Genomic DNA, 23,492 nt, shown 5'->3' on the forward strand with positions numbered 1-23,492 from the left:
GAAGCTATGGATGCGTCGAACCAAGATCGCCGCGTCCAGTTCGTGCTGGACGCGTTCGATACCCTGTTCAACAGGCGCGACTATGCCGCCGCCGAGCGGCTCTGGTCGCCGCGCTACATTCAGCACAGCGCGCACATTGCGCCGGGCCGGGACGGGCTGTTCGATCTCGTCAAGGGCTTGCCCGCGACGCTGCGCTATGAGAACCATGTCGGTGCGGCGAGCGGCGATTTCGTCATTCTGCACGGCCGGTTCAGCGGTCATGGTCTGCCGGCGGCATGGGTCGTCGCCGACATCGTGCGCATGGAGGGTGACGTGCTCGCCGAGCACTGGGACGTCATCCAGGATGAGGCGACGCGCGAACAGTCGCGCAGCGGACTGCCGATGTTCGGCGATCGCTTTCCCGGCTGAGCCGGCCCAGCGAGCGCGCACGGCGGCTGGGGAGACCGGACATGCAACTCGCGAAGAACGTGATCGACGTCGGCCTTTCCACCAACAATCTGGAGCCGATGCTCCGGTTCTGGCAGCAGGATGCCGGCGTTCGCTTCGACCACATGTTGCCGATCCGGCGCGGACAGAAGCAGTACCGGCACGACGCGCATGGTTCGGTGATCAAGCTCAACCATCATGTCGAGCCGCTGCCGGATGCGGCACCGAGCGGCTATCGCGAAGTGATCGTTGCGCGCGACGGCGTTGGAGCGCCGCAGCACATGGCTGATCCCGACGGCAACAGCGTTTGCCTAGTGGCGCCCGGACATGACGGTATCACCCAGATTGCCGTTTCCATGGCCGTGCGCGACCTCGCCGCGCATCGGAGGTTCTACGGAGACATTCTCGGTTTCGCCGAGCAATCCTGGTCGGGCGGTCCGGCGTTTCGCCTCGGCGAGAGCCTGATCCTGCTCAGGGAAGATCCGGCCGCGACCGTCGATCCGGTTCGTGGCGCGCGCGGCTGGCGCTACATCACGCTGCAAGTCGCCGATATCGACGCGGTGCACGATGACCTGCGTGCCAGGGGCGTGCGCGAGGGCCTCGCGCCGGTGACGCTTGGCGAGGTCGCGCGGATTTCCATGATCCTCGATCCGGACGGCAACTGGATCGAACTGTCCCGTCGCGCATCGATCGTCGGCAGCCTGTCCGACCACTAGAGCGTTTTCGAGCGAAGTGGCCGCCGGTTCGCGTGAAGAAAACGCGTCAAAGCAATCTAGAGCTTCGGTTCTGATCTGATCAGAACCGAAAATGCTCTCGACGTGATCGAACCGGCGCGCCTTCGCCGGCCAAATTATTGACGTTCGGTTGCGCGCCGATGCACTTAACGCCGCGTTATGCCCTGGTTGAGGCTGACCTGAAACAGCGGCCCTTCGTCCGTGCGGACCTCGAACGCCAACAAATTGTGTTTGTCCAACGGCGGGTTGTCTTTCGCCATGCTGAGCAATGACTGCATCGCTTCGTGGGCAGCAGTCTCCTCGTCGCGCAGCTCGATACCCTGCCTGTCGGCATAGAGTTCCTCGCCGTTGCGGATGTCGAAATAATAGCGGGTTGCCAATTGCGGCTCCCTCCTTGCGATGGGAGCTGCCCAGGCTCTCGAGTGCCGGCGCGCTGAACTCACCGGCAGCGTCGCACTCTGCGTCAGCAGGTTCGAATTTGCTACTCAACAATGATATCGATTCAAGGAACCGCTCACGCACTCGCTCGGGCCCGCTACGGTCTTCCGGCTACGATCTCGAACGCTTGAAGCGCGAGAGATAAATCCCGGAACTGGCAATTGCACCTTGCATAGCTGGTATAAGTGTATACTTGTATTGTATCGACTGGCCTTGAGCCTTGTAGATCGGTCCCAGGGGACCCTTTTCCAAAGACATCGTCGGATGAAAGGGAAGGCGCAGTGCTATCAGCACTGCAGCTGAAGCTTTCGTCACCTTGTTGATCGGCTGCCGTTTCACGGATGTACTGGAATGGCAGTGCGGCCCGCTCTGTCACCGATAGAGCGGGCATTCGTATTTGTGCGCTTGACGTGTCTTCTACCGCGAGAGGTGATCCGTTGCAGGTTCTTGTCAGGGACAACAATATCGACCAGGCACTGCGCGTTCTAAAGAAGAAGATGCAGCGCGAAGGCGTCTTCAGAGAGATGAAGCGCCGCCGCTCGTTCGAAAAGCCTTCGGAAAGAAAGATTCGGGAGAAAGCCGAGGCCGCGCGGCGAGCCCGCAAGCTTGCCCGCAAGCAGGCGATACGGGACGGATTGATTGCGGCTCCGCCGAAGAAGCCCAGATTGCTGGCGCCGAAATTCCCGGCACTCAGTCAATTGGCACCGCGAACCAGCGGCCCCCGAGAGAGTTAGTCCTCCGTACCGCAATCCTGTTGGAGGGAGCGTGCAAGATGAAGCAGCGACCTTATCGAGGCGATGGATGTCTCCAGGAACGCATCTCTGACGAACTCTGTCGTCGGCGAGCCGAAGACCGGGATGTTCGATCCCAGGATGAGAAGCGACGGCAACGTGCGCAGAACCTGGCCGGCACGGCCATCAACGCCATGACAGATCATTCGGCCAGCCGGATCGATCAGTCTGCCCGCAAGCATGATCTGCTGGACGGTCCCCGGGAGTTTCGCTCGTCTCGCCGGGATCGTTGATCGGCACCCGACTTCCCTGTGCCCTCTGTTCAAGAGAGGGCGGAACGAGAATGCAAAAAGCTCGGACTAATCAGGTCGCGGGAACGCGAAGGTAGGGTCCACGGCAGCGTCACGTACTCGCCGTCGTCCTGGCGAAAGCCAGCACCCATTGCCCCAAATACGCATCGTTGCGCGACGCTGGGGCCACGATCTCGTTCACAATCAAATGCGGTGGTGATGGGTGCTGGCTTTCGCCAGGACGACAACGATGAGTCCCGCTTGCAACCTCCGCCACGGAGTATGGGTCCCTGCTTTCGCAGGGACGACAGTTGCGATGAGGCACGACGTGCACGTCAATGGAGCGGGATGGGCCTATGGCGAGTACGGCGCTTTGGGCCTTCTCCCGCAATCGCAGCGGAAAGCGTCCTACCCCGCCAGCACCACATCCGCGCCGGTCACCGCCTCGGCGCTCTCCGTCACGGTCTTCTCCAGCGACGGCGCCTGCACCGAGATGTTCTCGGCGAAGAAGCGCGCCAGTGCGACGTAGCGCTGCGGCTCGGCCTCGCCGTTCGCTTTCGCGGCCAGCGCTTCGCTTGCGAGCATGCAGCCGCCGAGCGTGGCGCCGAACAGCCGCAAATACGGTGTCGCGCCGGCCAGCGCCTCGTTTGGCGCCGAGGCCAGCCGCTCGAGCAACCATTTGCTGGTGCGCTCGAGCGCTGCATGGGCGTCGCGCAGCTTCGTGCCTGTGGTGCCGAATGCCGGATCGTTGGAGGTCTCGACCTGCTTGATGGTGGCGGCGAGCTCGTCGAGCAGCGCCCACACCGAGGCGCCGCCATTGGCGCCGAGCTTGCGGGTGACGAGGTCGATCGACTGGATGCCGTTGGTGCCCTCATAGATCGAGGTGATGCGGGCGTCGCGGTAATGCTGCGCGGCGCCGGTCTCCTCGATGAAGCCCATGCCGCCGTGGACCTGCACGCCGAGATAGGCGACCTCGTTGCCGATGTCGGTGGAGAACGCCTTGGCGATCGGGGTCAGCAGCGCGCCGCGTGCTGCGGCGTCCGCGCGCACCTTGGCGTCCTTGGCGCGCACCGAGACGTCGAGCGCGACCGCGGTGGCGTAGCAGATCGTGCGCGCCGCAGCCGTCATGCTGCGCATTTGCATCAGCATGCGCTTGACGTCGGGATGCACGATGATCGGATCCATCCCGTCGCCCTTGTGGCCGATCACCTTGCCTTGGCGGCGCTCCTGCGCATAGGCCAACGCTTGCTGATAGGCGCGGTCGGCAATGCCGACGCCTTCGAGGCCGACGCCGAGCCGGGCCTGGTTCATCATCGTGAACATGCAGCGCATGCCCGCGTTCTCCTCGCCGATCAGAAAGCCGATCGCGCCGCCCTTGTCGCCCATGGTCATGGTGCAGGTTGGCGAGGCGTGCATGCCGAGCTTGTGCTCGACGCCGGAGGCATGGATGTCGTTGCGCTCGCCGAGCGAGCCGTCGGTATTGACCATGAATTTCGGAACCAGGAACAGCGAGATTCCCTTGGTGCCGGCGGGCGCATCGGGCAATCGTGCGAGCACGAAGTGCACGATGTTGTCGGTCATGTCGTGCTCGCCATAGGTGATGAAGATCTTGGTGCCCTTGATGCGGTAGGTGCCGTCAGGCGCGCGTTCGGCGCGGGTGCGCAGCGCGCCGACGTCGGAGCCGGCGTTGGGCTCGGTGAGCTGCATGGTGCCGGTCCATTCGCCGGTGACGAGCTTCTCGAGATAGACCTTCTTCAGCTCGGCGCTGCCATGAGCATCGAGCGCCTCGATCGCGGACAGCGTCAGCAAGGGGCAGAGGCCGAAGGCGACGTTCGATGCGCTCCAGATCTCGGTGCAGGCGGCGTTGATCGCGAGCGGCAGGCCCTGGCCGCCGAACGCTTCCGGCCCCGACACTGCGTTCCATCCCGCGGCGGTCCAGCGCTGATAGGCGTCGGGCCAGCCGGGTGCGGTCGTCACCTTGCCGTTGTCGAGCTTGATGCCGTGCTCGTCGCCGACCTTGTTCAGCGGCGCCAGCACTTCGGAGGCGAACTTGCCGGCTTCTTCCAGCACGGCAGCGGTGATGTCGCCGTCGAAATCGCCGTAGTGGCCGGCCGCCACGGCGGCAGCGAGCCCCGCGCCATGGTTGAGGGACAGCAGGATATCGTTGATCGGCGCACGGTAGGTCATGGCGTTACTCCCGACGAGGCGTTTGGAAATTGTCTTCCCATGAAACCAGCGGCCTCTCAACTGTCCGAGCGGACATCGCCCGGTCTGTTTCGGCCACCGCGGCGTCGCCCGATAATGAGGGTGCCGGCATCAACCTGCGGCTTTCCTGCCTTTTCGCGCGCCGCCCTGTTGAAATGGCGGGACTCACCCTATAGACCGGCGTGGCCTTCGATCGGCGCGTTGGGGCGTAGCCAAGCGGTAAGGCAGCGGATTTTGATTCCGCCATTCGGAGGTTCGATCCCTCCCGCCCCAGCCATTATAACGCATTGATTAGTCATGCGATTTTTGAAGATTCTTGTTCTGTGTTCTGAACGTCGTCAGCGGTCGCATTCTGAACGTCTGTTGCCGTTTGGTTCGCCAGCAGGTGCGCATGCCGCTTCCGAGTCGCAGACAGCATTCGGGTTTCGGTCCGCTTGGCGTAGCCGGCATAGCTCTCCCGGGTTCGGTGCGCGGATAGGGCGCGGCCCTGTCCCTCGGTCAGTTCCGCCTCCTCGAGCTCAGTCATCCCGCCGTGTCGACAGGCGTCCAGGGTGAACTCCTTGGGGAGACCGATATCCTTTCTCATCCGCTGAACGATCTTCTGCATGCCGGAGAACGAGTAGGGCCTGGAGACGGATTTTTGGCCCTCGTCCGAGGCACGACGGCGCCTGGGTAAAACCTCCCGCAGGATCATCGGGACACCACGGCGCGTCAGCTTCGCCAGCACCGCCTCAGCCTCCTCGTAGAATTTGACAACCTCACCGGTAACCAAGCGCTCTTCCAGGGGATGGTCGATCACGGCACCGGTCTTGTGGTGTTCAATCCGAATGGTTGGCTTGGGCCCGGTTCGGTAGCCGCCCCACTTGATATGGCCGGCAATCACGTTTTCCGGACGCTGAAGCCACTCGAAGCAGATGACCGCGGCTGCGGCACATTCAGGTTCGCCGCGCTCTACGCAGCCGTGCGCGAACGTATAGACTTGCTCGCGGGTCACTGCGTGCTTCACCAATTTGACCCGGGTCGCCATGGTGACACCCAGCCAGGGATTAGGAATGTCCTGTGGAAACTCGACAGGGTGCAGCCGGTGAACGACGCGCCATGCCTTGCGACAAAGCACGACAAGCTTTTCGGCGGTCCTGAGCCGGTTGCCCTTCCCACCGTTGACGAACGTGTCATACAGCTTGTCGGCGCCCAGCGGGGTTACTGCCTTGATCGGCCGTCCGCCGACGCGATCGCCTCGTTTGGTCAGTGTGTCGCAGATCTCGCGCATGTTCCATTCGTAATTTCGGCGCGATCGCGGTTTGACCTTCTCCAAATACGCTCGGCTCTGTCGATACTCCCTAAAGAGCCAGTCGATCGTACCGATCCGCGGCGCATCTTCGCTCGAGACCGGGAGCCCCTTGCGGATATCCATCCATTCATCGAATAGGCCGTTCAACGTATCTGCCCGGCCGCCTTCGCCGCAAGCCTTGGCATAGTCGGTGCCCAAGGGCTCGTTCTGCACCGGGCAGCCCATTTTCCGATAGCGCGTCGGGACGTTGTAGTAGAACGCCGTCCGACCGGCCGCGAGCACCTTCGGAATGACGTGACGCGGCAGTTGCACGCTCACAAATCCTCGGCGAGGTCGCCGGGTACGAGGTCCGGAGCTATCGCCCGGTCCAGATCGTCTCTCAACCACAGCTGGCGCCTTCCTTCCTTGATCCGTGGTTGAGGATACTCGATGCCGACTCGTTTGAGAAACGCCTCGACGGTCGTCTCACCGCAATATCCGGCGGCAATTGCGGCCGGCATGCGCCGAGGCCAGGAACCGGTTGGAATGATGGCGCAGCGTCGCATGGCGAAGGCTCAACGTTGTCGTCACATGATACGGTCTGCCGCGCCAGCTCATGGTGGTGGCTGATCGCTCGTCAGGATAATTGTATCTGCGGAGCGTCGGTCTTGCTGCAGAATTGTCCATGCCATCCAGCACACCAATCGTCGCTCACTCAATACCAAGCCAATCAAAATTGCTGCATCTTGCGCACAGATCGGAATGCTTGCGTCATCTGAGTATGACCAACCGCCGTTTGGTCAAGTCGATCATCTTCGCGTCATTGCATCACGCTATTTGACTTGCTCTTTGTCCTGCCTGTCCGCTTCGATCGCCGCCTCAGCGGCCCGGGTATCAGGATGGGAGTCTGGACGGTGATTGCATTGCGCATAGCTGTCACCGTCCCGTGAGATTGGCGTGAACTGGCAATCCTGGATCCGGCTTGCCTGATATCAGTTTCGCTTAAGCTCAATTCTAGAGGCCTCGTGCCCGGGCTGAATTTTTCAGAAGTGGGTCGCCTGAGGTGCGCTGAGTATGATGAGATCGCTATCCATTTCCACAGCACCCCTGCGGAAGGCCGACTGCTTCATGCCACCATTGGCGGCCGTGCCGTGCGTGGTGGCGGAGTCCAGGTGGGATACACGCGCGACGACGCGTGAGGCATCGGCAACGTCGGCCGGCCCCGGCTCTCTTGTTGGAGTGACCGAGACAAGGATCGGCGAGGCCGCCATGATTGTCGAGGCCCTGTAATGGTCTGGCAAAATGATCCGCTGCTCCGCGTGTTGGCTTCGGGCTCCATCCTCGTTGTGCTGGCGCGGGCGGTGGTTGAGAAGGTGTTCGCTTATAGTCGCTTCGTTTCGAACGTGAGGGATTACCGTCTTCTGCCTGCCGCATCAGCTCCCTTTGCCGCCGCTGCACTAATGGCGGCCGAGATGGCGGCGATGAGCTGTTTGTTGGTGTCGCCGTATGCTGCCGGCGGCGCCTTGCTATCAATTTTGCTCTTCGCAGGTTGCGCCGTCGCCATGGCGGCCGCGCTGGTGGCCGGCCGAGCTGAGATCGATTGCGCATGTGGCGGGAACGGCCAAGTGGTCAGCTGGCCGTTGGTCGTGCGCAATATTGTATTGGTTGTGATTGCGGGCTCCATCCTCCTGCCAACCGATAGCAGTGCCTTGTCTCGGCCAAAGATTTTGCTGGGGCTGGCTGCACTTCTCGCCGCCTATCTCCTGCTCGCGATTGCCGAAAGAGCCATGGAGAGATGGGGCGCCATAAGGTGACCCGAATCCCGCTCCCGCTCGTGAGGTCAGAATGGACGGTATGGTGTTCGATTTTGGATGTCGTCCCGCGATCCGATCTCAAGATGCGCGATAGGCGTTCAGTTTCTATTGCGGCGGTCGGCGCACGACAGATTGCAGACTTGGGGCGGTGGTTGCTCGCATGCTTCGGAAATGAGCGAGTACACGAAAGAGGAAGTGCATCGGCGCCGCGAGGTGCAGGTCGATTGACGTTGGGGGCGGTTTCGCCGAAATTGATGCAGGTCTACCGCGATGGCGATCTGACCCTTGAGCAGCTGATGGCGTTTGCCATCACGGATGATCATGCCCGGCAGGAAGCCCTCTATGAGCGCCTGCCCTTTGACCCGGATGCCTCGACCATCCGCCGTCTGCTCACCGAAACCCATGTCGCCGCCACGGATCGCCGCGTGCGCTTTGTTGGCCTCGAGGCCTACACGGAAGCGGGTGGCACGGTGCTGCGCGACCTCTTTACCGAGGATCGTGGCGGCTATCTGGAAGACGTCTCACTGCTCGATCTCTTGGTGACGGCAAGGCTCAATCGCGAGGCGGATGCCTTGCGGGCGGCCGAGGGATGGCGGTGGACCGAAGCTCATCTCGACTTCCCGCATGCTCACGGCATGCGTCGCGTCTACCCGCATCCGGTCGAGCTATCGGCGGAGGATCAGGCCGCCCTTCAGGCAGTGCAGACCGAGTTCGACCGGCTGACCGAGCAGCATCAGGCGGCCGAGGAACTGCCTGACGAGGTGGACACGCGGTTCGGCGGATTGGAGGCCGAAATCGAGCGGCTGGAGGCAAAGCGGCAGGCCTACGATCCCGCCGACGTCGCGCGCGGCGGCGCTTTCGTGGTCCTCAATCACGATGGCGCGGTGCGGATCGAGCGCGGCTTTATCCGTCCCGGAGACGAGAAACCCGAGGTTGAAACCGGGCCGGACAGCGATGCCGAGGGGCGGGATGGCGAGGACCGGGGAGGCGAGGAAGCCGCGCCGGACGGTGAGGACGACGAGGGCGCGAGTGACGAGGAGGACGAGGACCAGAAGCTGTCCGACGCGCTCGTCCGCGACCTCACTGCGCACCGAACCTTGGGGCTGCGGCTCAATCTGAGTGAGCAGCCTGACGTTGCGATGGTAGCGCTTACCCACGCACTCGCCGCCCAAATCTTCTATGTCGGTGCGGCGGCGCATGTGGTCGGCATCCAGCCGGTGAAGACTGATCTGGCCGCGCACGCGGACGGGATCGAGGACACGCCGGCAGGCAAGGCGTGGTCGGATCGCCATGCCAATTGGGCACGGCAGATGCCCAAGGACGTCGCCGGACTGTGGGAATTCGTGGCCGAACTCGACCACGACAGCCGCATGGCGCTGTTCGCGCATTGCGTCTCCCTGACGGTCAATGCGGTCAAATTGCCATTTGACCGGAGGCCGCGCGCTCTGGCGGCGGCCCGCCGTCTGGCGGAGGCCGTGGCCCTCGACATGACCGCCTACTGGCGGCCGACGGTGCGGAGTTATCTCGGCCGCGTCACCAAAGCGGGCATTCTGGCGGCGGTCCGCGAAGCCGTCGGCGCGGAGGCGGCCGAGCGCATGTCGGACATGAAGAAGGCCGACATGGCGCAGGCCGCAGAGCAGCTGTTGGCGGCGACCGGCTGGCTGCCGTCGTTGCTGCGGACAGCCGTGCCGCAGGGGCAAACCGCTATGCAAAGCGAGGCGCAGGACAGCGAACCGCATTCGCAAGCTGCGGAGTGAAACCAGCGCCGGGGCCGCGCGGGCGGCTCCGGCGGGGTCAGAAAATTTCGGCCGCGCACCATCACCTCGCGTTCAAAACGTTCCCTGATCGGGATTGGCTGAACAGCGTAACCCGATGCGATGAGATCGATCGCCTCCTTGGTCGTGTCCTGCGATACAAGGAAAGCGCGCTGCCCAGCGAAGGGCCATAGCAGATCGGCAAGCGGTCCACCGCGCGTGGAGGCCGCCTTAAACAATCGCGACCAGAGAATCGCCAGCCGGTTCCGCTCGATAACCTCGTGGATCAGCTGAAGCGCTTCGTCTTCAGATGCTTCCCTCAGCCGCGACGAAAACGCTTGAACGAGGCTGACGGCATTGTTGCTGTGCCGATCGTCCAGGTTCCAGGCCCGTATGTGGCTCTGGTCATTGATCAGCCTGCCGGTCGATGTGCCAACGTTTACGGTGATCTCTTCGGCTGACTCATCGAGCGGATGTGCATCGTTGACGTATGCTTCCAGTCCCGCGAGGAGGGCCCTGACGCCTTCAACCGGATGCGATTGCAGGAACCGAGGAAAGGCTTCTTTTAATGTCCATCGCGCCATCTCATAATCTTGGCGCCGGTTGCTGCTTAGCGGCAAAATCTGGCTGTTTCCGATGGAGGTTGCCTCATCGTTTGTGACGGCGTGGCTAAAGATGGCCTTGTATATGTCGGGCACAAATGTCGGGTCGATTGCTCCGATTTTGACCACGTTTCGCGCGAGCCACGGCATGTCTTCATGGGCATGGTCCCGCAAGCGGTCTGGCGTCAGCAGCTGTTCCAAACATCGGCGCGATGCGGCGGGGTCGCTTGCGAAGGTGTCGGCGACAAAGCCGACTGCGGCTGATGCAATTTGAGACCATTGGCCGGTCTGACGAACGGCGTAGTCCAGGAGCCGCCGTGAAGCTTGTCCGAGCTCGGTCGATTGCTGCGGGTTCAGATCGCGTTCCGAAAGCAGGAAAAGCAACGTGCGCAGCGGCCAGGCCATATCGGGGATATGTGTGCTGACTGCGGATGCTAAATAGCACCACGGGTCAAGCTGGAGAACTTGGCCATCTTCGATCCGGACAGAGAGCGGCCCCACGATGTGGGAGAACGCCTGAAACGCCAGCTGCCGGGTGGCCGGAGGTGCTGAAAGCAACGCCACGAAGCCGCGCATATCGTCGGAAATCGCGGGAAGCTCGCATGCTGCGCGGGCAGCGACACTGCGTGCTACGGGATCGGAAGTGTGGTCACCGGCGAAATGCACGACGGCTTGCCAGAATTGCTGATGTCCGGTTGGTCCTGTGACCCACAAATCTTGCAGCGCATAGGAAAGAACTGGGGCCAGCATCAAGCCGAGGCCACGATCCCGGCGCAAGAGATTGCCGGTGGCCTCGACATCCGCAGGATCAATGAAGACGCGGCTGGCAGCATAGTCGAAGAGGATGTGGTGACGAAATGCGACGTAGCGGTCGCCAGATACACCGATGAGTACGTTGTGGCGCATCAGGTTATCGAACGCTGTCGTGTCACTTTGCGCGACGGTCAAACGGTTCGCTTGCAAGCCGCGGTTTGCGACCATCTGTCCGACTGCGGTCTTGAGACACAGATCGGCACCGCTGCCGAGAGGCGTGATACGATGCTGCCAGTAGAGCGCAAGCAGTTCGACTTGGAGGCTCACGCCGCCGAGTACATCCGGAGAGACGCCGTCGCCGATCAGGTCGGCCAGCAAGCGCGTGTTGAACGGCACGCGAGCAAGGTCGCGCAACCGACCGCCCGCGCCATCGAGAGCGGCTGCGATCGAGGGCGCCCCGTGTTGAGCTGATTTAGCTCATCGTCGGACCAGCGAGGAACGTGGAGGTGTCGCACCCTGGGAAAGGCGGGATCGACATATCGGGCCGATGGTGGTCGGCCTTCGAACAGGTTCTTAAACTGTTCGCCGAGCTTGAGATCGAATGTCCGGATGGATGCGATGACGCGCCAGCGATGGCCTGGAAGTTCGAGCACTTCGGCGATAAGCGAGCGGAAGACAGCCTCGCTCCGGCCGCCGCGGGTAGCGTCAAGTGCATCAATGAACAGAAAGGCAGGACCGGCGCCGGGCCAGTTTTCGAGAACCTCCCGGACGCCATGCTCAAGTTCCAGCGTGATGCGTAGTTCGTCGAGAGACTCGACAAGAAGGTGGTCTACCGCCAGCTCTATGACTTCATTGCCTGACGCGCGCAGATGTTCGGCTGCCGCACTGACGACAGCGCTCTTGCCTGCGCCGGGTTCACCGACGAGAACTAGCGATCCCCCGTTAGCCGCATCGACTGTTGCGGCCGTGCAGTCGCGCTCAATCTTAATCTCGACATCGCCAATCCGGGTTTCTTCGTATTGGGTCAGATGTGCCTGAACACGCGTGCTGTAGTTTCGCAGACGGTCAACGTCGGGACGATAACGTGGCGCGGCGCGAAGGCGCACGCCACGGCTCGCCAAAGCTTGACGCAGATCGCCAGCGTTCGTTCCGCGCCTCGTCGCCATAAGGCGGGCGCATAGCTGTTCGACAGCCGCGAAAGCTGCGAGTGCATCGGCCGCGGCTTCAGTGACATGCACGAGCGTCTCGACGGCGGCGGTGCGGTCCGGACCATCCAGGTTGAAATCGATGATCGAAAGAAGCCGTATAAGCGAGTCTAGCTCGTCGTTGGTAGGTACGGCGCCGTTGATCTGCTGCCAAGCGCTTGCGAGCAGCGTGCGCAATTTGTCGAGAGCTTGCTGTTGGCTTTGAGGGAGCGGAGCGGTTGCGGGCGCCTGCGTTGAATTCAGCGCAAGAGCCAGGTCACGTTTGATGGTACTCGGGGCATCGGGCCCGACCGCAATGAGCATCCGGTCTTATCCGGGAATGAACGGCCGGTCCCAGCCGCGTTCACCCGTTCCGGAAGCGCAAGCCTGAAACTGCCGAACAATCTGTTCGGCTGTTTTTCCGAGTTCGCTGTCCAGTCGCGTCGAAAGGGAAAGGCTGGTCTTTGCTTGAACGAAGACCCATCCTCCGGCGCTGGTTTCGACGAGAATGTCGTCGAGCGGGGTTTCGGTTTCAAACCGGATGGAACGAACAGCCGCGTTGCCAAGCCGAAGTCGATCGTCGAGGCTGCGATCGGCAAGAAGACGGCAAGCGAATGTTGCGCCGACCGCCGCCTGGAAACTCACCCCGGCGGCGGTGGCATTGCCGCCGCCTGTGGCGAGAAGTTCGTCTTCTGTAGGTGATTGCCGGTCGGGTGCCATGGGACAATCGAACTCAATGGTGCGGGCGGCCCGGGCCGAACCGGCCCAGCTCTTTCGAGCCGAGGGATTTTCGTACCACTACGGCTTTCGCCGCCTCGCCTTGGCGCGTTCGCGCTGTCGGCTCGTTTGTGGTCTGGACTACCTTCACCGTAGCGCGTTCGCGCTTTAGGTGCTGCTGGTCTGGTTTCTACACCTTCACGCCGTTCCTTCGAACGGCGCGCTTGGCTGGGGATTGCCTGTTACCGGGTTCCCCGAGTTTGGGCAGCTCTGCACCGCGGGTTTCCCCGGGGGCACTCAAAATGCTTAAGTCCCTTGCGTCTACCAATTCTGCCACGCCCGCGTGACGTCATCCTAGCGGGCGGATGCCCTTAGGCCAACGAAGAATTGCTATAGCGGATTCTCCGGTGATTGCAGTGTTTTTTGCTCTTTGCGGGTTTCTTTGGCTTTGGCCGCCGCACGTTGACAACCGCGGCGTCGACCATGCTCTTGATATGCGAGGCGTAGAAATCCTCAATCATCTGCACGCTGGTCCGGCAGTTCTTGCGTCCGGACCTTCCAGCAACCGGAAGCAAATGTAGCTATGTCGCAGGCTGTAGAAAGTTCTGCGCTGTCCTTCGCGGTCGAGTTTGAGATTAAGCTCACCAAGGATGATGTTGAAAAGGTTGTGGTGCTTGCAGGGGAAAAAATGGTCGTCGGGCTTTGGCTTGCGGCGTTCAAGAATGCGTTTGAAGGGGTGGACGGCGCCGGGCATGCTCTTGCAGAAGCCAACCCCGTGTTTGCCACGCACGTCGATTTCAAGAATGGTTTGGCGACTGCTGTCGCTGGCGTCAAGAAGGCTGCGATGGCCGAAGCTGCCGCACTACGCCTTGCCGGAAGGGGCTGGCTTTCTGATATCGATTCATTTCGTAAGGATTGCCTGCTCAAGGGAATAGACGACGTCGATTTGACCTCACTTATGCAGAGCAAATCGAACGCTTCGAAGCGAGTGCAGAGCCCGGTCGCTTTCGGCTATGAACGGTTCGGGTTTGGCGGAACGCCTGTGGTCGCCAACTCTAACTTAGGTAGGAACTGACTGCTTGCTCGCGTGAGGAACGAGATTTGCCGGGACGGCCAGCCGACGGTGCCCGCTACCGTCGGTCGAATGCAGGGTTGAGCTCAGCTCGAGTGCGGGAGGTGAGTTTCGGGATGACCTCAATGCATCTTATCTCCAAAGGCACTTTTGAGGTCGAAAACCACCTTAGCCCAGGAATGATCCAGGTAACCCATTGAAATCGCGGCAAATGAGACCGCCGCTCCGAGCGCACCATAAACCCACACAATGCGCTATCATCGTCGGGTCGGAGGACGCCGAGCGTCGTCTATCGTGTATCTCGCCATGGTTCGGTGACGCCCCGGCCACGCGCCTCCGCGGTGAGGTTCCTGGCGAAGCTTCACTCGACAATTGGCAGACCGGTGAACGTGCCGCCATTGAATAAGGGCACTAGGTTTTCCGGCTTATACGGCCCCAAGCCGCCAACTCCTTTGGCGTCGTCGGAGCAGATCTGCGCGGAGCCTGAGTGGCGGGGCAGAACACTGCGGTGGACGCTCTCATTGATGGTGGTAGTCGGTTTGCCGTTTTCATCGAGGGTGCAGTAAAGGCTTTCATTGAACTTGACCGGGCACTTCTTCATTCCGATATCCCGGATAGTCGGATGGTAACGGTCCAACGCGAACAGGCCCAAAAAGGGGTCATGTGAGGGCGCTGTCGGCTTGAGCATGGTGGGATCGGGAAGGCAAGTCCAGTCCAAGACAAGACCGACTCCTTCGGCCTGTTTTGCTATCCAAACCAGCGGGATGTCGGCACGGGTACGGGTGTTGTAGCCGCCGCCGACGTTGGAGTGAGCACCGGCAAACCAGACCTGCTGAATCGTGGCACCTGCGGGGAGGTCGCCGGTCCAGAACGTGGGGCCTGTCGTGCCGGTGTTTATCGATGGCGAGAGCATGCGCCGCGTGCTTCACGAACGGTGACGGGGTTGTATCGTGGAACGCGAACTTCTCCTTGTTGCTGGCCGCCAGAAGGCTGCCCGGTATGCCAAGGCTTCCCACGTGTCCCAGACTCCGAGGAACGTAATGCTGGGCTCCAGGTGGCGTTTCGCCTTGTACGCTTCAGCAAAGGCCTTGGGCGAATGAGGCTTAGGGCTGCGGTAGTATTTCCAGGCATCGGGCAGAGTGCCGAGCCACTGGCGAAATAGAATTCCGCAAGCTGTGATCAGGCCCGCAAGACTACGGGCGGTGAAACGCGCCGTGCGAGAACCGGAAAGGATAGATCTCGTCGTTGGGCAGATAGTTCTGCGCGATGAATTGATAAGCAGAGCGAATATTGTCATCGACGCCGACGCCGGTGGCCTCTTCGATCCAGCTCTCAAGCTTTAAGCCTGTCGTTCCTACGCCCCGTAAATCGAGGACGATCTGCAACGTGCCACCGGTTTGCTGGGAGCCGTGGATTGATCGTGCGAGAAGCGCGACGTTCGTGTCGTCGGTCTGGGCGTCGTCCGCGTTCCAGGTGCCATCACAGCAGACGATAATGCGCTTCATCACCGCATCTCATTGTCTTAGGTCAGGATGAAGACACAGCTTGAGATGCGCCGGCGATTTCAGTTCGTGAGCCTGACCGTAAAGGCTGAATTGAGATCGGTCGTCTGGATGCTCATGTTGCGAAGCTGAATCAGGATATCAAACAGCATCGCTGTGTGTGCCGAGTCTGCAGGCACGCAATAGAAACCGCCGCCATAGGCGACTCCCGAGAAGCAGTCTCTGCCGGCGCCATTCGTAATGTTCAGATAGGGCTCACCCGATTGAATGACGAGCGTCGATTCCTTGGTATGATAGTTGGCAATGTTGTATTTCGGCTGACGGAGGAGGTCGCCGAAGTGGTTAAATGCGCCGATAGGCGACCGGAACCCGAACTCAACCTCGACGTCGCCAAATCCCGGGAGGGATACGAGAGGGGATTGCTGCCCCTTGCCGACCTTCAGGGAGCCGCACTTTGGCTCGGGGACGTTCTCCGATGCCTGGTTCGGATTAAAGCAAATATGCCCCACAGGCGATTGAGCGCTCTTGTCTGAACCGGTGTCTCCGGACCCACCGCCCCCCGATTTGCCAGCCTTTGACGAAGGTGCGGGGAGCAGCTCCACCGACAGTCCGGCTAGTACGAACACGGCGAGGTAGTTGACGAAAAGCGTGTAATTGCAGGGTTTGGCGAGGTTAATGAGTTTCTCAGGAGATGCCTGATCGTACTGCATCTGACAATCGTCAGCGGTGTCATTAATCGTATCGCCGGTGAACGTGTACACGCGCCCGGATGCCGTCTGACGGAACGTGATTTGGCGGAGGATAGCGTTGAACACGGGTTCGCGAGGATGGGCGGCCAACAGTAGTGCAGCTTCGCGAGGCGTGATCGGCGAGAGCATTGCCGTCTGAAAGGCCGTCGACACCAAGGGATTGGACTGGAAGCCGCTGCTGACGCCGCTCGTCACTGAATTTGACACCTGGAACTGATGCTGGGCGACGGTTTGTGCTGGACCAATGGTGACAGTCGGCAGTCCGGTATTCAGGGACTCGGATTGACCACCAGTTATCTGAGTGATGGCAACGAAATTGAGGGGCTGCATGCGACTGGCACGCAGAATGTTCAGCAAGGTTTCCGTGTTCAGTGCACCTTGGGAGTTCTTGTTGGCATCGTCGATTCGAGAGCCAAACTGATCGACGGCTGCGCACGAGGCAGCCAACAGCGCTGCGCACAGGCAAAGTACTGCGCGAGACCGACGGATCGACATTGCTACTCGTCCTTCAGGGGCACTCGTGTGGTCGTCGATGAGCCTGGCTTTCCAGGCAACGGCGTGGCCCTGGATTGCTGTTTGGGAGGGGCAGCCTTCTGCGGCTTTGAACCCGAGTCGCCCTGTTTGGTCGTTGGTCCAGAAGGTGAGTCCGTGCCCGCCATGGCTGCACCGCCGATCAATGTGGCCAGGAATATGAAAATGAAGCGCAACATAATTGATGCCCGAAAATAATTTGGACCTTAAGCGGCCTTTTCAACAATCGCAAGGGAGATTGCAGCACAAGCCCAGTACAACCCACACCTAATCGCTGCCTGGGCCGATCGACGCCGGTGACGGCTGCGTTCGGGTGCCGCCCGTACACCTCGACACAGGGCGAGGCCAGATGTCCGGCGCTGTGCGTCTTGACCGGGGGCTATCGGCGCCTCCGGACTCTCGAGTGCAGCCGAAGCTGGGCGGTTCGGAAGCGGCAGTGCTCTCGATGCCCAAGTAGTCGCCCCTGGTCGATGGCAGCGACAGAGCCGGGCCCGATCTGCATAAAGGTCGAGCACGTCGCCCCTCGATAAGTGGCTCGAGCATTTTGGCGGATTCTGCGTCGGATGCGGACGATTTCCGTTCCTGCTCTGATCGACGACGTCGGACGGTGGCCGATCCGGAACCGGCGGGTCGCCTTTGCCGTTTGCGGGCTCAGCCTCGTGTTTACGAACAAAAAGTGCATGTATCTGGTGCCGTCGTCGCGCGAGGGCCAATGAGAACCCAGTAAGATATTGATCTTCTTGGTGGGCCCGGCAGGACTCGAACCGGCAACCGGACCGTTTTGGGTGGCCAGTGGCGTCACGCAGATAGGGTGGCTCGCTCCCACAGCGACTAAGTCCTGTCTGAAGCGGAGCCAAAAAACACTCCTGAGCGCGAAGTGCACTTACCCTCGCAGCATCGGCAATCGAATTGCAGGTCATAATGCCAGGGTTGCCGAAGCGAGATTGAATGAGAGAAGGGAGCCAAATCCGCGCTCCGTACGTTCTTCAAATTCACTGTCCATCCAAATTACTCCGTTGCTTCGTCCTCGCCTTCTTCCGGCACACATTGAATTTTACGCGCGGAGCGTTCAAACTTGCGTCGAATATGGCTGAGGGTGAGTATGCTGATCCGTTGGAAAGGCGATGTACCTGCTCTCGCATAATCCGGGAGGCATCATGACCGACGAAGAGCGCGAGGAACTAATTTGGCGCAGGATTTCGGAGAAGGTTGCAGACGGCGTCGATAAACAGATCAAGTCACGGTATTTCTGGGCGGCGCTGGTGTTTGCGATCGCTTCCTGGTTTGGAGGCATCGCGCTGATCAAGAGCGCCGTGGAGTCGGAAGTATCCAAGATGTTGGAGCCCGCGCGCAAGGCGGCTGCAATGTACGAAGTAATGGCTAAGCAGCTCTCCGGACAGGTCGAAGGACTTCAGAATAAAGTCGCGACGGTAGATGCCACTGTCAAGGACTCAAAAGAGAGGGCCGAATCCGTACGGGATGACGAAAGGAAGCTGGAAGATGAGCTCGCTACCTTCAGGTCGGCTGCGGAGTCCGCGATGGACGGAATCAACAACCGGATGGAAACGCTACGCAAGACGATTTCCGGACTGGAGGGGCAGGGAAACAAGTCCGAGATTCTCGCAAGACTGAACGCGCCACATGTAACTGTCCGGCTTGGTGGCAGCGTGCCCGCAGATTTCCCTGCAAAACTCAGTGCGAGGATGTCCGAGGGAGGAAAATACGCTGTGACCGTTGAGGGGGGACGCCCCTTCGTCGGGAATTCAAGCCTACGTCTTTTCTACAACGGAGATGAGGCCACCGCGAAGGAGATTGCTGGCGTCACGGCCGAAGCTCTCGGACAGCTCGGTGTGCAAGATGCTTCGATACCTCTCGTGAATCTTTCTGGGCTTCCAATAAAGCCACCGGAGGGGTCGTTTGAAGTCTGGTTGAATGTATCTAACGGACAGTTGCGTTAGTTGGTTTGGTTTCGGGCGGATTCTCGTCGGACAATCAAGGCTCTGGATGACACTGAATTCCAAGACCGGCTTTTTTCGATAGATTCGATCGGCAGTATTGGCTCGGCAAAACAGATTCGAGCGGGCCCAATCGAAGGCCAATGTCACAGTTTAGAGGTTCAGTACAAATCCATCCAGCCTAAGCGAGAAATCCAAGGCCCTCCTTCTGCGCGCGCTCGCAGGAGAAGCGGGGCTGGTATTCGGCCGCTTGGCGTGCTGTCCCGTTATCAGTCCTACGGACCATTCCGGGTCGATCGAGCGCCCCGCCCCCGACCATAATTTCCGCGGCTACTCGCACAACCTGGCTTGCAGAAGATCAATTTATGATTGTACAGTAGGGCGCCCGAAAGACATCAGGTCAGGCGACCTTTTCATTAGTTATCCTCGGCTCCGGGACGTTGCTGTCGTTTTGGCGGCGGCTTCCGGGACGCAGAACGTTGGTAATTCAAATCTTCATTTCTCGCGGTCCCGGCTGAAGAGCCTTATTGCGACCCTTCGCCACCGCATGGCCTCACGGAGCGAAATCATATGAGCAGGAAGCCGGCGGCGCGGCCGCCCAAGGATGTGATGGCGATCCAAACCCGCCGCCCGATGGGCAACAAGAGCATCTTCCCGCCGCGCCGGGATTACACGTCGCTTTCGCTCAAGGACCTGCTGGATGCCCGCGAAGCCTACCACGTCTACCTGTCGCAACTCGACAACGTCATCGCGACCGCAATCGGCCGCTACTGCATCCACCAGGACGACTGGTACGCGCAGAATCCACCAGACCGGCCGCGGCCAAAAAACGTCGCCCGCGTCACGGCGCCGCGCACCCTCGCAAACTCCGTCATTCGGCCTTGGTCGTGGCCGGCCGTTCTGGTGTTTGTGAGGCAGTGGGAGCAGCCCCACCGGCTTGGCAGTGACATCGTTCCGAGCACTCTGTATCTGCCTGACGGCCGCGTCGTCCCCACGTGCGTTATAGCGGCGCCACCTGATGAAGAATTACCGCTGCCTAGCGACGGGCCCTTTCACGCAAGCCATCTCTTGGGCGGCGGTTATGCCTGTCTCCGCGAGCACCAGGGCGAGCAGGCGCTCGGCACCTTCGCATGCCTTGTGCGCAAGGGAGGCTCCTACTACGCGCTGACCAATCGCCATGTCGCCGGCGGCGACGAGGAAGTTGTCAAAGCCTATATTCGCGGTGCATACGAGCCCGTCGGGACAACCTCGAACATTGCTGTCGACCGCCAGCCGATGGCCGCCGCGTTTCCCCTGTGGGGCCAACAGAGCGCACTGCTGACCCTCGATGCGGGGCTCGTCAAGATCACCGACATCAATGATTGGACCTCCCAGGCCTTCGGTATCGGCGAGATCGGCGAGATGTTCGATGCCACCGAGCATTCCGTCACGCTCGATTTGATCGGCTGCCCGGTGCGCGCCTTTGGCGGCGCCAGCGGCGTCATCGAAGGCGAGGTGAGAGCGCTGTTCTTCCGCTATGAGGTGGTTGGCGGCCAAGAACATGTGACCGACATGCTCATCGGTCCGCGCCGCAACGACGACAACGCCAAGATCAAGAACCCGAAGATAGAGCACCCCCTGACTCGCCCCGGAGACTCCGGAACGCTGTGGTTCTACGACCCGCCCTCCAAGCCGCGGGCCGCGGACGGTAACGAGGATCTTGGTGCGGACCCCGAACTCGCCGAGGCGGGCCTTCATGCGCGCCGCTTGCGGCCGATCGCCATGCAATGGGGGGGACAGCGGGTTCGCTCCAACGACGGAAAACGAAGCGCCTATGCACTGGGATCGTTCCTCTCCACAATCTGCCGCTCGCTCGATGCTGAAGTCGTGCGCAACTGGAGCCTCGGCCACGACGAGTATTGGGGTAAGGTTGGCCACTTCTCCATCGGCTGGAAGGCCTGCGATGAGCTGTCCGGAGATCTCGGGAAGCTGATGAAGCTCAATCAGGCACGTATAGGTTTTCCCGACGAGACCATCGCGCAGGGTAAGGAATTTCGTGTCGGCCGCGAGGGGTTCGTGCCGCTCGCGGATGTGCCCGATTACGTCTGGGTCCACAGTTGGCGGCAGGCTGAATCCATTCAGCATTTCGCCGATATCGATATTCAAGACATCAATGGCGGCCCCTCGATGCTCAAACGCTGCGTCGATGATCCGGATAATATCGCGGCCAGTGTTTGGAAGGATTATTTCGACGGCTTCGCCAATGCCGGCGTCGGTCCCGAGGAAGGTGCGTTGCCGTTCCGCGTCTGGCAGATATGGGACGCGATGGTCGCGTATCTGCAGGCCAAGGACGTTCTGCGCTTCGTCGCCGCCGCTGGCGTCATGGCGCACTATGTCGGCGACGCCTCGCAGCCTCTCCACTGCTCCTATCTGCATCACGGTGTTCCGCCGATGCGCAAGGTTGGTGGCCGCAACTATCCCGTTCCTCGCGACAGTGAGGAGTTCAAAGCATTTAAGGCCACGCCCGAGGCAAAGATCCACGGCATCTACGAAGAAAACATGCTGGAGGTCGATACCGCGAGCGCGCTCGCGGCGATAGACAATGAACTGAGTGGACGAAGCGCTCTCAAGGTTGATAAATCGGGGCACGGTGCAGCCAAGGCCGTCATCACCCTGATGGCCGACGCGCAAAAGCGCCTTGAACCCATGACGATCATCGAAGCCGATGATCCCAGCCAACCCCCATCGAAGCGCGCCGCCGCTCTCTGGAACAACCGTACGATCCAGAAGGCCACCGTCAAATCGTTAGCAGATAGCGTGCAAGTCCTTGCTGCACTCTGGAGTTCAGCCTGGGCACAGGGCGGCGGTGCCTCGCTCACGAAGACCGCGAAGGCCAAGATCAGGGAATATACTGAAGACGAGCTGCAGCCCGTCTACCGCAACGACCACAAATTCGTGCCGAGTCTGAGCCTCGATGACATGGTCAAGAGCGGCAAGTTTGAACCACCCAAAACGTAAATTGCTCGTCCAGGAAACCAGCCATGACGGTCATTCCCCGCCGGCTCTACACGTCGAACGATCTGCTCGGTGGCTTCAACCCCTGGGATCCCATGGGGTACACGCTCTCGCAAGATTTTGCGATCTATCGTGAGTTCGTTGCAAATGGCGGACCGCTGCCGGCATCGCTCGCCATTCGTGCCGCGCAGGCCGAGCACGACGCGGCTATGGCAGATGCCTTGCGGATCTTTCTGAAGACCGTTCAACGCCCGCTTGTCGGCGTCATGGGCGGTCACAGCCTGCCGCGCGACAATGCCGCGTATAGGGCGATTGCTCATCTCGCCCGAGACCTCGCGCGGGAATGTTTTCTTCTCGTCACTGGTGGCGGGCCGGGTGTGATGGAAGCGGCGCATCTTGGCGTCGCCTTTTCCTCTAGTCCTGACGGCCTGCTTGACGAAGCGATCGGCGTCATAAGCAAGGCGCCCAATGCGCCATCCCTTGATGATCTCTTTGAAGATGATTGGACGATCAAGAGTGATAGGCTCGCAGCCATCGCTCAGGCCCGCGATTGGCTGAAGGCCGCGATTGACGCGCGTGCCAAGGCGCCGCCCATTCTTCCGGTGAGTCTCGCCATTCCGACCTGGCTCTACGGCGCCGAGCCGACCATGCCCTTCGCCACCCATTACGCCAAGTATTTTCAGAACAGCTTGCGTGAGGAAGCCCTCATTCTCAATTCACGAGCAGGTATCATCTATGGCCGTGGCGGCGGCGGGACGATGCGCGAAATCTTCCAGGACGTCGAACGCAACTTCTATGCTCAAAAACTGGAAGACGTGACGCCTATGGTCTTCTTCGATGGCGATGACTTTTGGCGCACGGACGCCGATATCGGCCCCACTGGAGCCACCAGGCCAGGTATTCAGGTTGAACCGATGATCCGTCATATCCTCACCTATGGCCTCACATCGCCCAAAAGACCAAAGGTCGATGTTGACGCCTGCCTCAAGGAAAAGCTCCTGTTCACGACCGACCATGCCGCCGTCATCCATGCTCTGCGCAGCCATGAGGACACATCGCAACGCAATCTCAGCTTCGCGCTCGCGGCCGAGCCATTGAAGATCAGTACGCTGCGAATGAACCGGCGCTAAAGTCCGGGCGTTGGGGCAACACGCCATTCTCAGGCGACATCTGCGCGGAGGCTTCTATGCAAGCAGGTCGATTGCTCATCATGCGTCACGCAGAGAAATCCGAAGACCCGGATGATCCTCATCTGTCTCCCGCCGGACAGAGAAGAGCTCAACAGCTTGCTACCTACATACCGCATAGCTTTGCAACACCGTCCTATCTGTTTGCGACCGCCAGGTCCAAACACAGTTACAGACCAATAGAGACGCTCGATCCGCTATCCTTCGCTACGAAGATTTCGATCGATGATTCCTTCGCCGATCAGGACTATGGCGCACTTGCGCATCATCTTCTAAGGAAAGACTGCTTTGAGGGCGTGATCACCGCGGTGTGCTGGCATCACGGCAACATTCCATCAATGATGCACACGCTTGGGCTCGCTGACACCACTTATCCTGATCCATGGGATCGCACCGTCTTCAATCTGATCCTCGATGTAACGTTCTCGGGCGGGCAACCGTCCGTCCACAAGGTCATCGAGCCGTTTTGAACGGGGGCTCGGCAGCCCCATTCCTAGCGGCACGGGTGACGCCGGGAGCAACCTTCGAACCGCCGCCCCGGATGTAGCATTTTACGCGGCGTGACCGGCCGCATCGTCAGGAGG

The 23,492-nt window shown here is 60.7% G+C and carries 18 protein-coding genes, 1 tRNA gene and 1 pseudogene; 12 read left to right on the forward strand and 8 right to left on the reverse strand.

Translation table 11 applies throughout. The features are described from left to right. Positions 1-6 precede the first annotated feature (6 nt). Positions 7-408 (forward strand): nuclear transport factor 2 family protein, encoded by a 402-nt coding sequence (locus JQ573_RS04835; RefSeq protein ID WP_212311480.1) that lies wholly within the window; start codon positions 7-9, stop codon positions 406-408. 41 nt (positions 409-449) lie between these two features. Next, the gene (locus tag JQ573_RS04840; RefSeq protein WP_212311479.1) at positions 450-1,142 is read left to right on the forward strand and encodes a VOC family protein; all 693 of its coding nucleotides are present in this window, start codon (positions 450-452) and stop codon (positions 1,140-1,142) included. Positions 1,143-1,306: 164 nt separating this feature from the next. Here the strand turns inward: JQ573_RS04840 and JQ573_RS04845 are convergent, their stop codons facing one another. Further along, positions 1,307-1,540, reverse strand: a complete 234-nt coding sequence (locus JQ573_RS04845) for a DUF6894 family protein (RefSeq protein ID WP_212311478.1) — start codon at positions 1,538-1,540, stop codon at positions 1,307-1,309. A 495-nt stretch (positions 1,541-2,035) separates the two neighbouring features. Between JQ573_RS04845 and rpsU the strand changes: the two genes are divergently transcribed. Both rpsU and JQ573_RS04855 read left to right on the forward strand, forming a co-directional pair. Next, positions 2,036-2,332, forward strand: a complete 297-nt coding sequence (gene rpsU / locus JQ573_RS04850; RefSeq protein WP_092124744.1) for a 30S ribosomal protein S21 — start codon at positions 2,036-2,038, stop codon at positions 2,330-2,332. A gap of 38 nt (positions 2,333-2,370) precedes the next feature. Further along, positions 2,371-2,622, forward strand: coding sequence for a hypothetical protein (locus JQ573_RS04855; protein WP_212311477.1), 252 nt, complete (start codon positions 2,371-2,373; stop codon positions 2,620-2,622). 405 nt (positions 2,623-3,027) lie between these two features. On the opposite strand, the gene JQ573_RS04860 is transcribed toward JQ573_RS04855, so the two are convergent. Then, on the reverse strand, positions 3,028-4,806 hold the full coding sequence (locus tag JQ573_RS04860) for an acyl-CoA dehydrogenase (protein WP_212311476.1): 1,779 nt from the start codon (positions 4,804-4,806) through the stop codon (positions 3,028-3,030). Positions 4,807-5,026: 220 nt separating this feature from the next. On the opposite strand from JQ573_RS04860, the gene JQ573_RS04865 reads away from it, so the two are divergent. Next, a tRNA-Gln gene (locus JQ573_RS04865) sits at positions 5,027-5,101 on the forward strand. Between the two features lie 18 nt (positions 5,102-5,119). Here the strand turns inward: JQ573_RS04865 and JQ573_RS04870 are convergent. Then, the gene (locus tag JQ573_RS04870; protein ID WP_212311475.1) at positions 5,120-6,427 is read right to left on the reverse strand and encodes a hypothetical protein; all 1,308 of its coding nucleotides are present in this window, start codon (positions 6,425-6,427) and stop codon (positions 5,120-5,122) included. 956 nt (positions 6,428-7,383) lie between these two features. Between JQ573_RS04870 and JQ573_RS04875 the strand changes: the two genes are divergently transcribed. Both JQ573_RS04875 and JQ573_RS04880 read left to right on the forward strand, forming a co-directional pair. Further along, on the forward strand, positions 7,384-7,908 hold the full coding sequence (locus JQ573_RS04875) for a MauE/DoxX family redox-associated membrane protein (RefSeq protein ID WP_212311474.1): 525 nt from the start codon (positions 7,384-7,386) through the stop codon (positions 7,906-7,908). Between the two features lie 254 nt (positions 7,909-8,162). Continuing rightward, on the forward strand, positions 8,163-9,665 hold the full coding sequence (locus JQ573_RS04880) for a chromosome partitioning protein ParB (protein ID WP_249131216.1): 1,503 nt from the start codon (positions 8,163-8,165) through the stop codon (positions 9,663-9,665). A 1,714-nt stretch (positions 9,666-11,379) separates the two neighbouring features. Here the strand turns inward: JQ573_RS04880 and JQ573_RS04885 are convergent. Next, positions 11,380-12,525, reverse strand: a complete 1,146-nt coding sequence (locus tag JQ573_RS04885) for an ATP-binding protein (protein WP_212311473.1) — start codon at positions 12,523-12,525, stop codon at positions 11,380-11,382. A 6-nt stretch (positions 12,526-12,531) separates the two neighbouring features. Then, positions 12,532-12,921, reverse strand: coding sequence for a hypothetical protein (locus JQ573_RS04890; protein WP_212311472.1), 390 nt, complete (start codon positions 12,919-12,921; stop codon positions 12,532-12,534). Between the two features lie 580 nt (positions 12,922-13,501). Between JQ573_RS04890 and JQ573_RS04895 the strand changes: the two genes are divergently transcribed. After that, entirely contained in the window at positions 13,502-13,993 is a 492-nt protein-coding gene (locus tag JQ573_RS04895; RefSeq protein ID WP_212311471.1) for a hypothetical protein, read from the forward strand. Positions 13,994-14,351: 358 nt separating this feature from the next. Here the strand turns inward: JQ573_RS04895 and JQ573_RS04900 are convergent, their stop codons facing one another. The 3 genes and pseudogenes from JQ573_RS04900 to JQ573_RS04915 all read right to left on the reverse strand — a co-directional run bounded on the left by JQ573_RS04900 (position 14,352) and on the right by JQ573_RS04915 (position 16,736). Continuing rightward, positions 14,352-14,903, reverse strand: coding sequence for a phospholipase effector Tle1 domain-containing protein (locus JQ573_RS04900; RefSeq protein WP_212311470.1), 552 nt, complete (start codon positions 14,901-14,903; stop codon positions 14,352-14,354). 22 nt (positions 14,904-14,925) lie between these two features. Beyond that, positions 14,926-15,495, reverse strand: a pseudogene (locus JQ573_RS40880) (phospholipase effector Tle1 domain-containing protein); the annotation flags it as partial. 59 nt (positions 15,496-15,554) lie between these two features. Continuing rightward, positions 15,555-16,736: a hypothetical protein gene (locus JQ573_RS04915; protein WP_212311467.1), complete on the reverse strand. Its 1,182-nt coding sequence runs from the start codon at positions 16,734-16,736 to the stop codon at positions 15,555-15,557. Between the two features lie 1,193 nt (positions 16,737-17,929). On the opposite strand from JQ573_RS04915, the gene JQ573_RS04920 reads away from it, so the two are divergent. The 4 genes from JQ573_RS04920 (at position 17,930) to JQ573_RS04935 (ending at position 23,378) form a co-directional block, all read left to right on the forward strand. Beyond that, complete coding sequence (locus JQ573_RS04920; RefSeq protein WP_212311466.1) at positions 17,930-18,730, forward strand: hypothetical protein; 801 nt, start codon at positions 17,930-17,932, stop codon at positions 18,728-18,730. A gap of 567 nt (positions 18,731-19,297) precedes the next feature. Continuing rightward, positions 19,298-21,724 (forward strand): hypothetical protein, encoded by a 2,427-nt coding sequence (locus JQ573_RS04925; RefSeq protein WP_212311465.1) that lies wholly within the window; start codon positions 19,298-19,300, stop codon positions 21,722-21,724. A 23-nt stretch (positions 21,725-21,747) separates the two neighbouring features. Then, positions 21,748-22,851: a hypothetical protein gene (locus JQ573_RS04930; RefSeq protein WP_212311464.1), complete on the forward strand. Its 1,104-nt coding sequence runs from the start codon at positions 21,748-21,750 to the stop codon at positions 22,849-22,851. Positions 22,852-22,907: 56 nt separating this feature from the next. Then, positions 22,908-23,378, forward strand: a complete 471-nt coding sequence (locus JQ573_RS04935) for a hypothetical protein (protein WP_212311463.1) — start codon at positions 22,908-22,910, stop codon at positions 23,376-23,378. Positions 23,379-23,492 lie beyond the last annotated feature (114 nt).

Source organism: Bradyrhizobium sp. AUGA SZCCT0105 (genome assembly GCF_018129565.1).
Taxonomy (GTDB): domain Bacteria; phylum Pseudomonadota; class Alphaproteobacteria; order Rhizobiales; family Xanthobacteraceae; genus Bradyrhizobium.

What these genes read in the sequence shown, in the direction of transcription:
- JQ573_RS04880 (WP_249131216.1), top strand. Translation starts at nt 8,163, where the DNA reads ATGCAGGTCTACCGCGATGGCGATCTGACCCTTGAGCAGCTGATGGCG.
- JQ573_RS04875 (WP_212311474.1), top strand. Translation starts at nt 7,384, where the DNA reads ATGGTCTGGCAAAATGATCCGCTGCTCCGCGTGTTGGCTTCGGGCTCC.
- JQ573_RS04895 (WP_212311471.1), top strand. Translation starts at nt 13,502, where the DNA reads ATGTCGCAGGCTGTAGAAAGTTCTGCGCTGTCCTTCGCGGTCGAGTTT.
- JQ573_RS04900 (WP_212311470.1), bottom strand. Translation starts at nt 14,903, where the DNA reads ATGCTCTCGCCATCGATAAACACCGGCACGACAGGCCCCACGTTCTGG.
- JQ573_RS04920 (WP_212311466.1), top strand. Translation starts at nt 17,930, where the DNA reads ATGACCGACGAAGAGCGCGAGGAACTAATTTGGCGCAGGATTTCGGAG.
- JQ573_RS04925 (WP_212311465.1), top strand. Translation starts at nt 19,298, where the DNA reads ATGAGCAGGAAGCCGGCGGCGCGGCCGCCCAAGGATGTGATGGCGATC.
- JQ573_RS04840 (WP_212311479.1), top strand. Translation starts at nt 450, where the DNA reads ATGCAACTCGCGAAGAACGTGATCGACGTCGGCCTTTCCACCAACAAT.
- JQ573_RS04855 (WP_212311477.1), top strand. Translation starts at nt 2,371, where the DNA reads ATGAAGCAGCGACCTTATCGAGGCGATGGATGTCTCCAGGAACGCATC.
- JQ573_RS04860 (WP_212311476.1), bottom strand. Translation starts at nt 4,806, where the DNA reads ATGACCTACCGTGCGCCGATCAACGATATCCTGCTGTCCCTCAACCAT.
- JQ573_RS04935 (WP_212311463.1), top strand. Translation starts at nt 22,908, where the DNA reads ATGCAAGCAGGTCGATTGCTCATCATGCGTCACGCAGAGAAATCCGAA.
- JQ573_RS04915 (WP_212311467.1), bottom strand. Translation starts at nt 16,736, where the DNA reads ATGTCGATCCGTCGGTCTCGCGCAGTACTTTGCCTGTGCGCAGCGCTG.
- JQ573_RS04890 (WP_212311472.1), bottom strand. Translation starts at nt 12,921, where the DNA reads ATGGCACCCGACCGGCAATCACCTACAGAAGACGAACTTCTCGCCACA.
- JQ573_RS04835 (WP_212311480.1), top strand. Translation starts at nt 7, where the DNA reads ATGGATGCGTCGAACCAAGATCGCCGCGTCCAGTTCGTGCTGGACGCG.
- JQ573_RS04930 (WP_212311464.1), top strand. Translation starts at nt 21,748, where the DNA reads ATGACGGTCATTCCCCGCCGGCTCTACACGTCGAACGATCTGCTCGGT.
- JQ573_RS04885 (WP_212311473.1), bottom strand. Translation starts at nt 12,525, where the DNA reads ATGCTCATTGCGGTCGGGCCCGATGCCCCGAGTACCATCAAACGTGAC.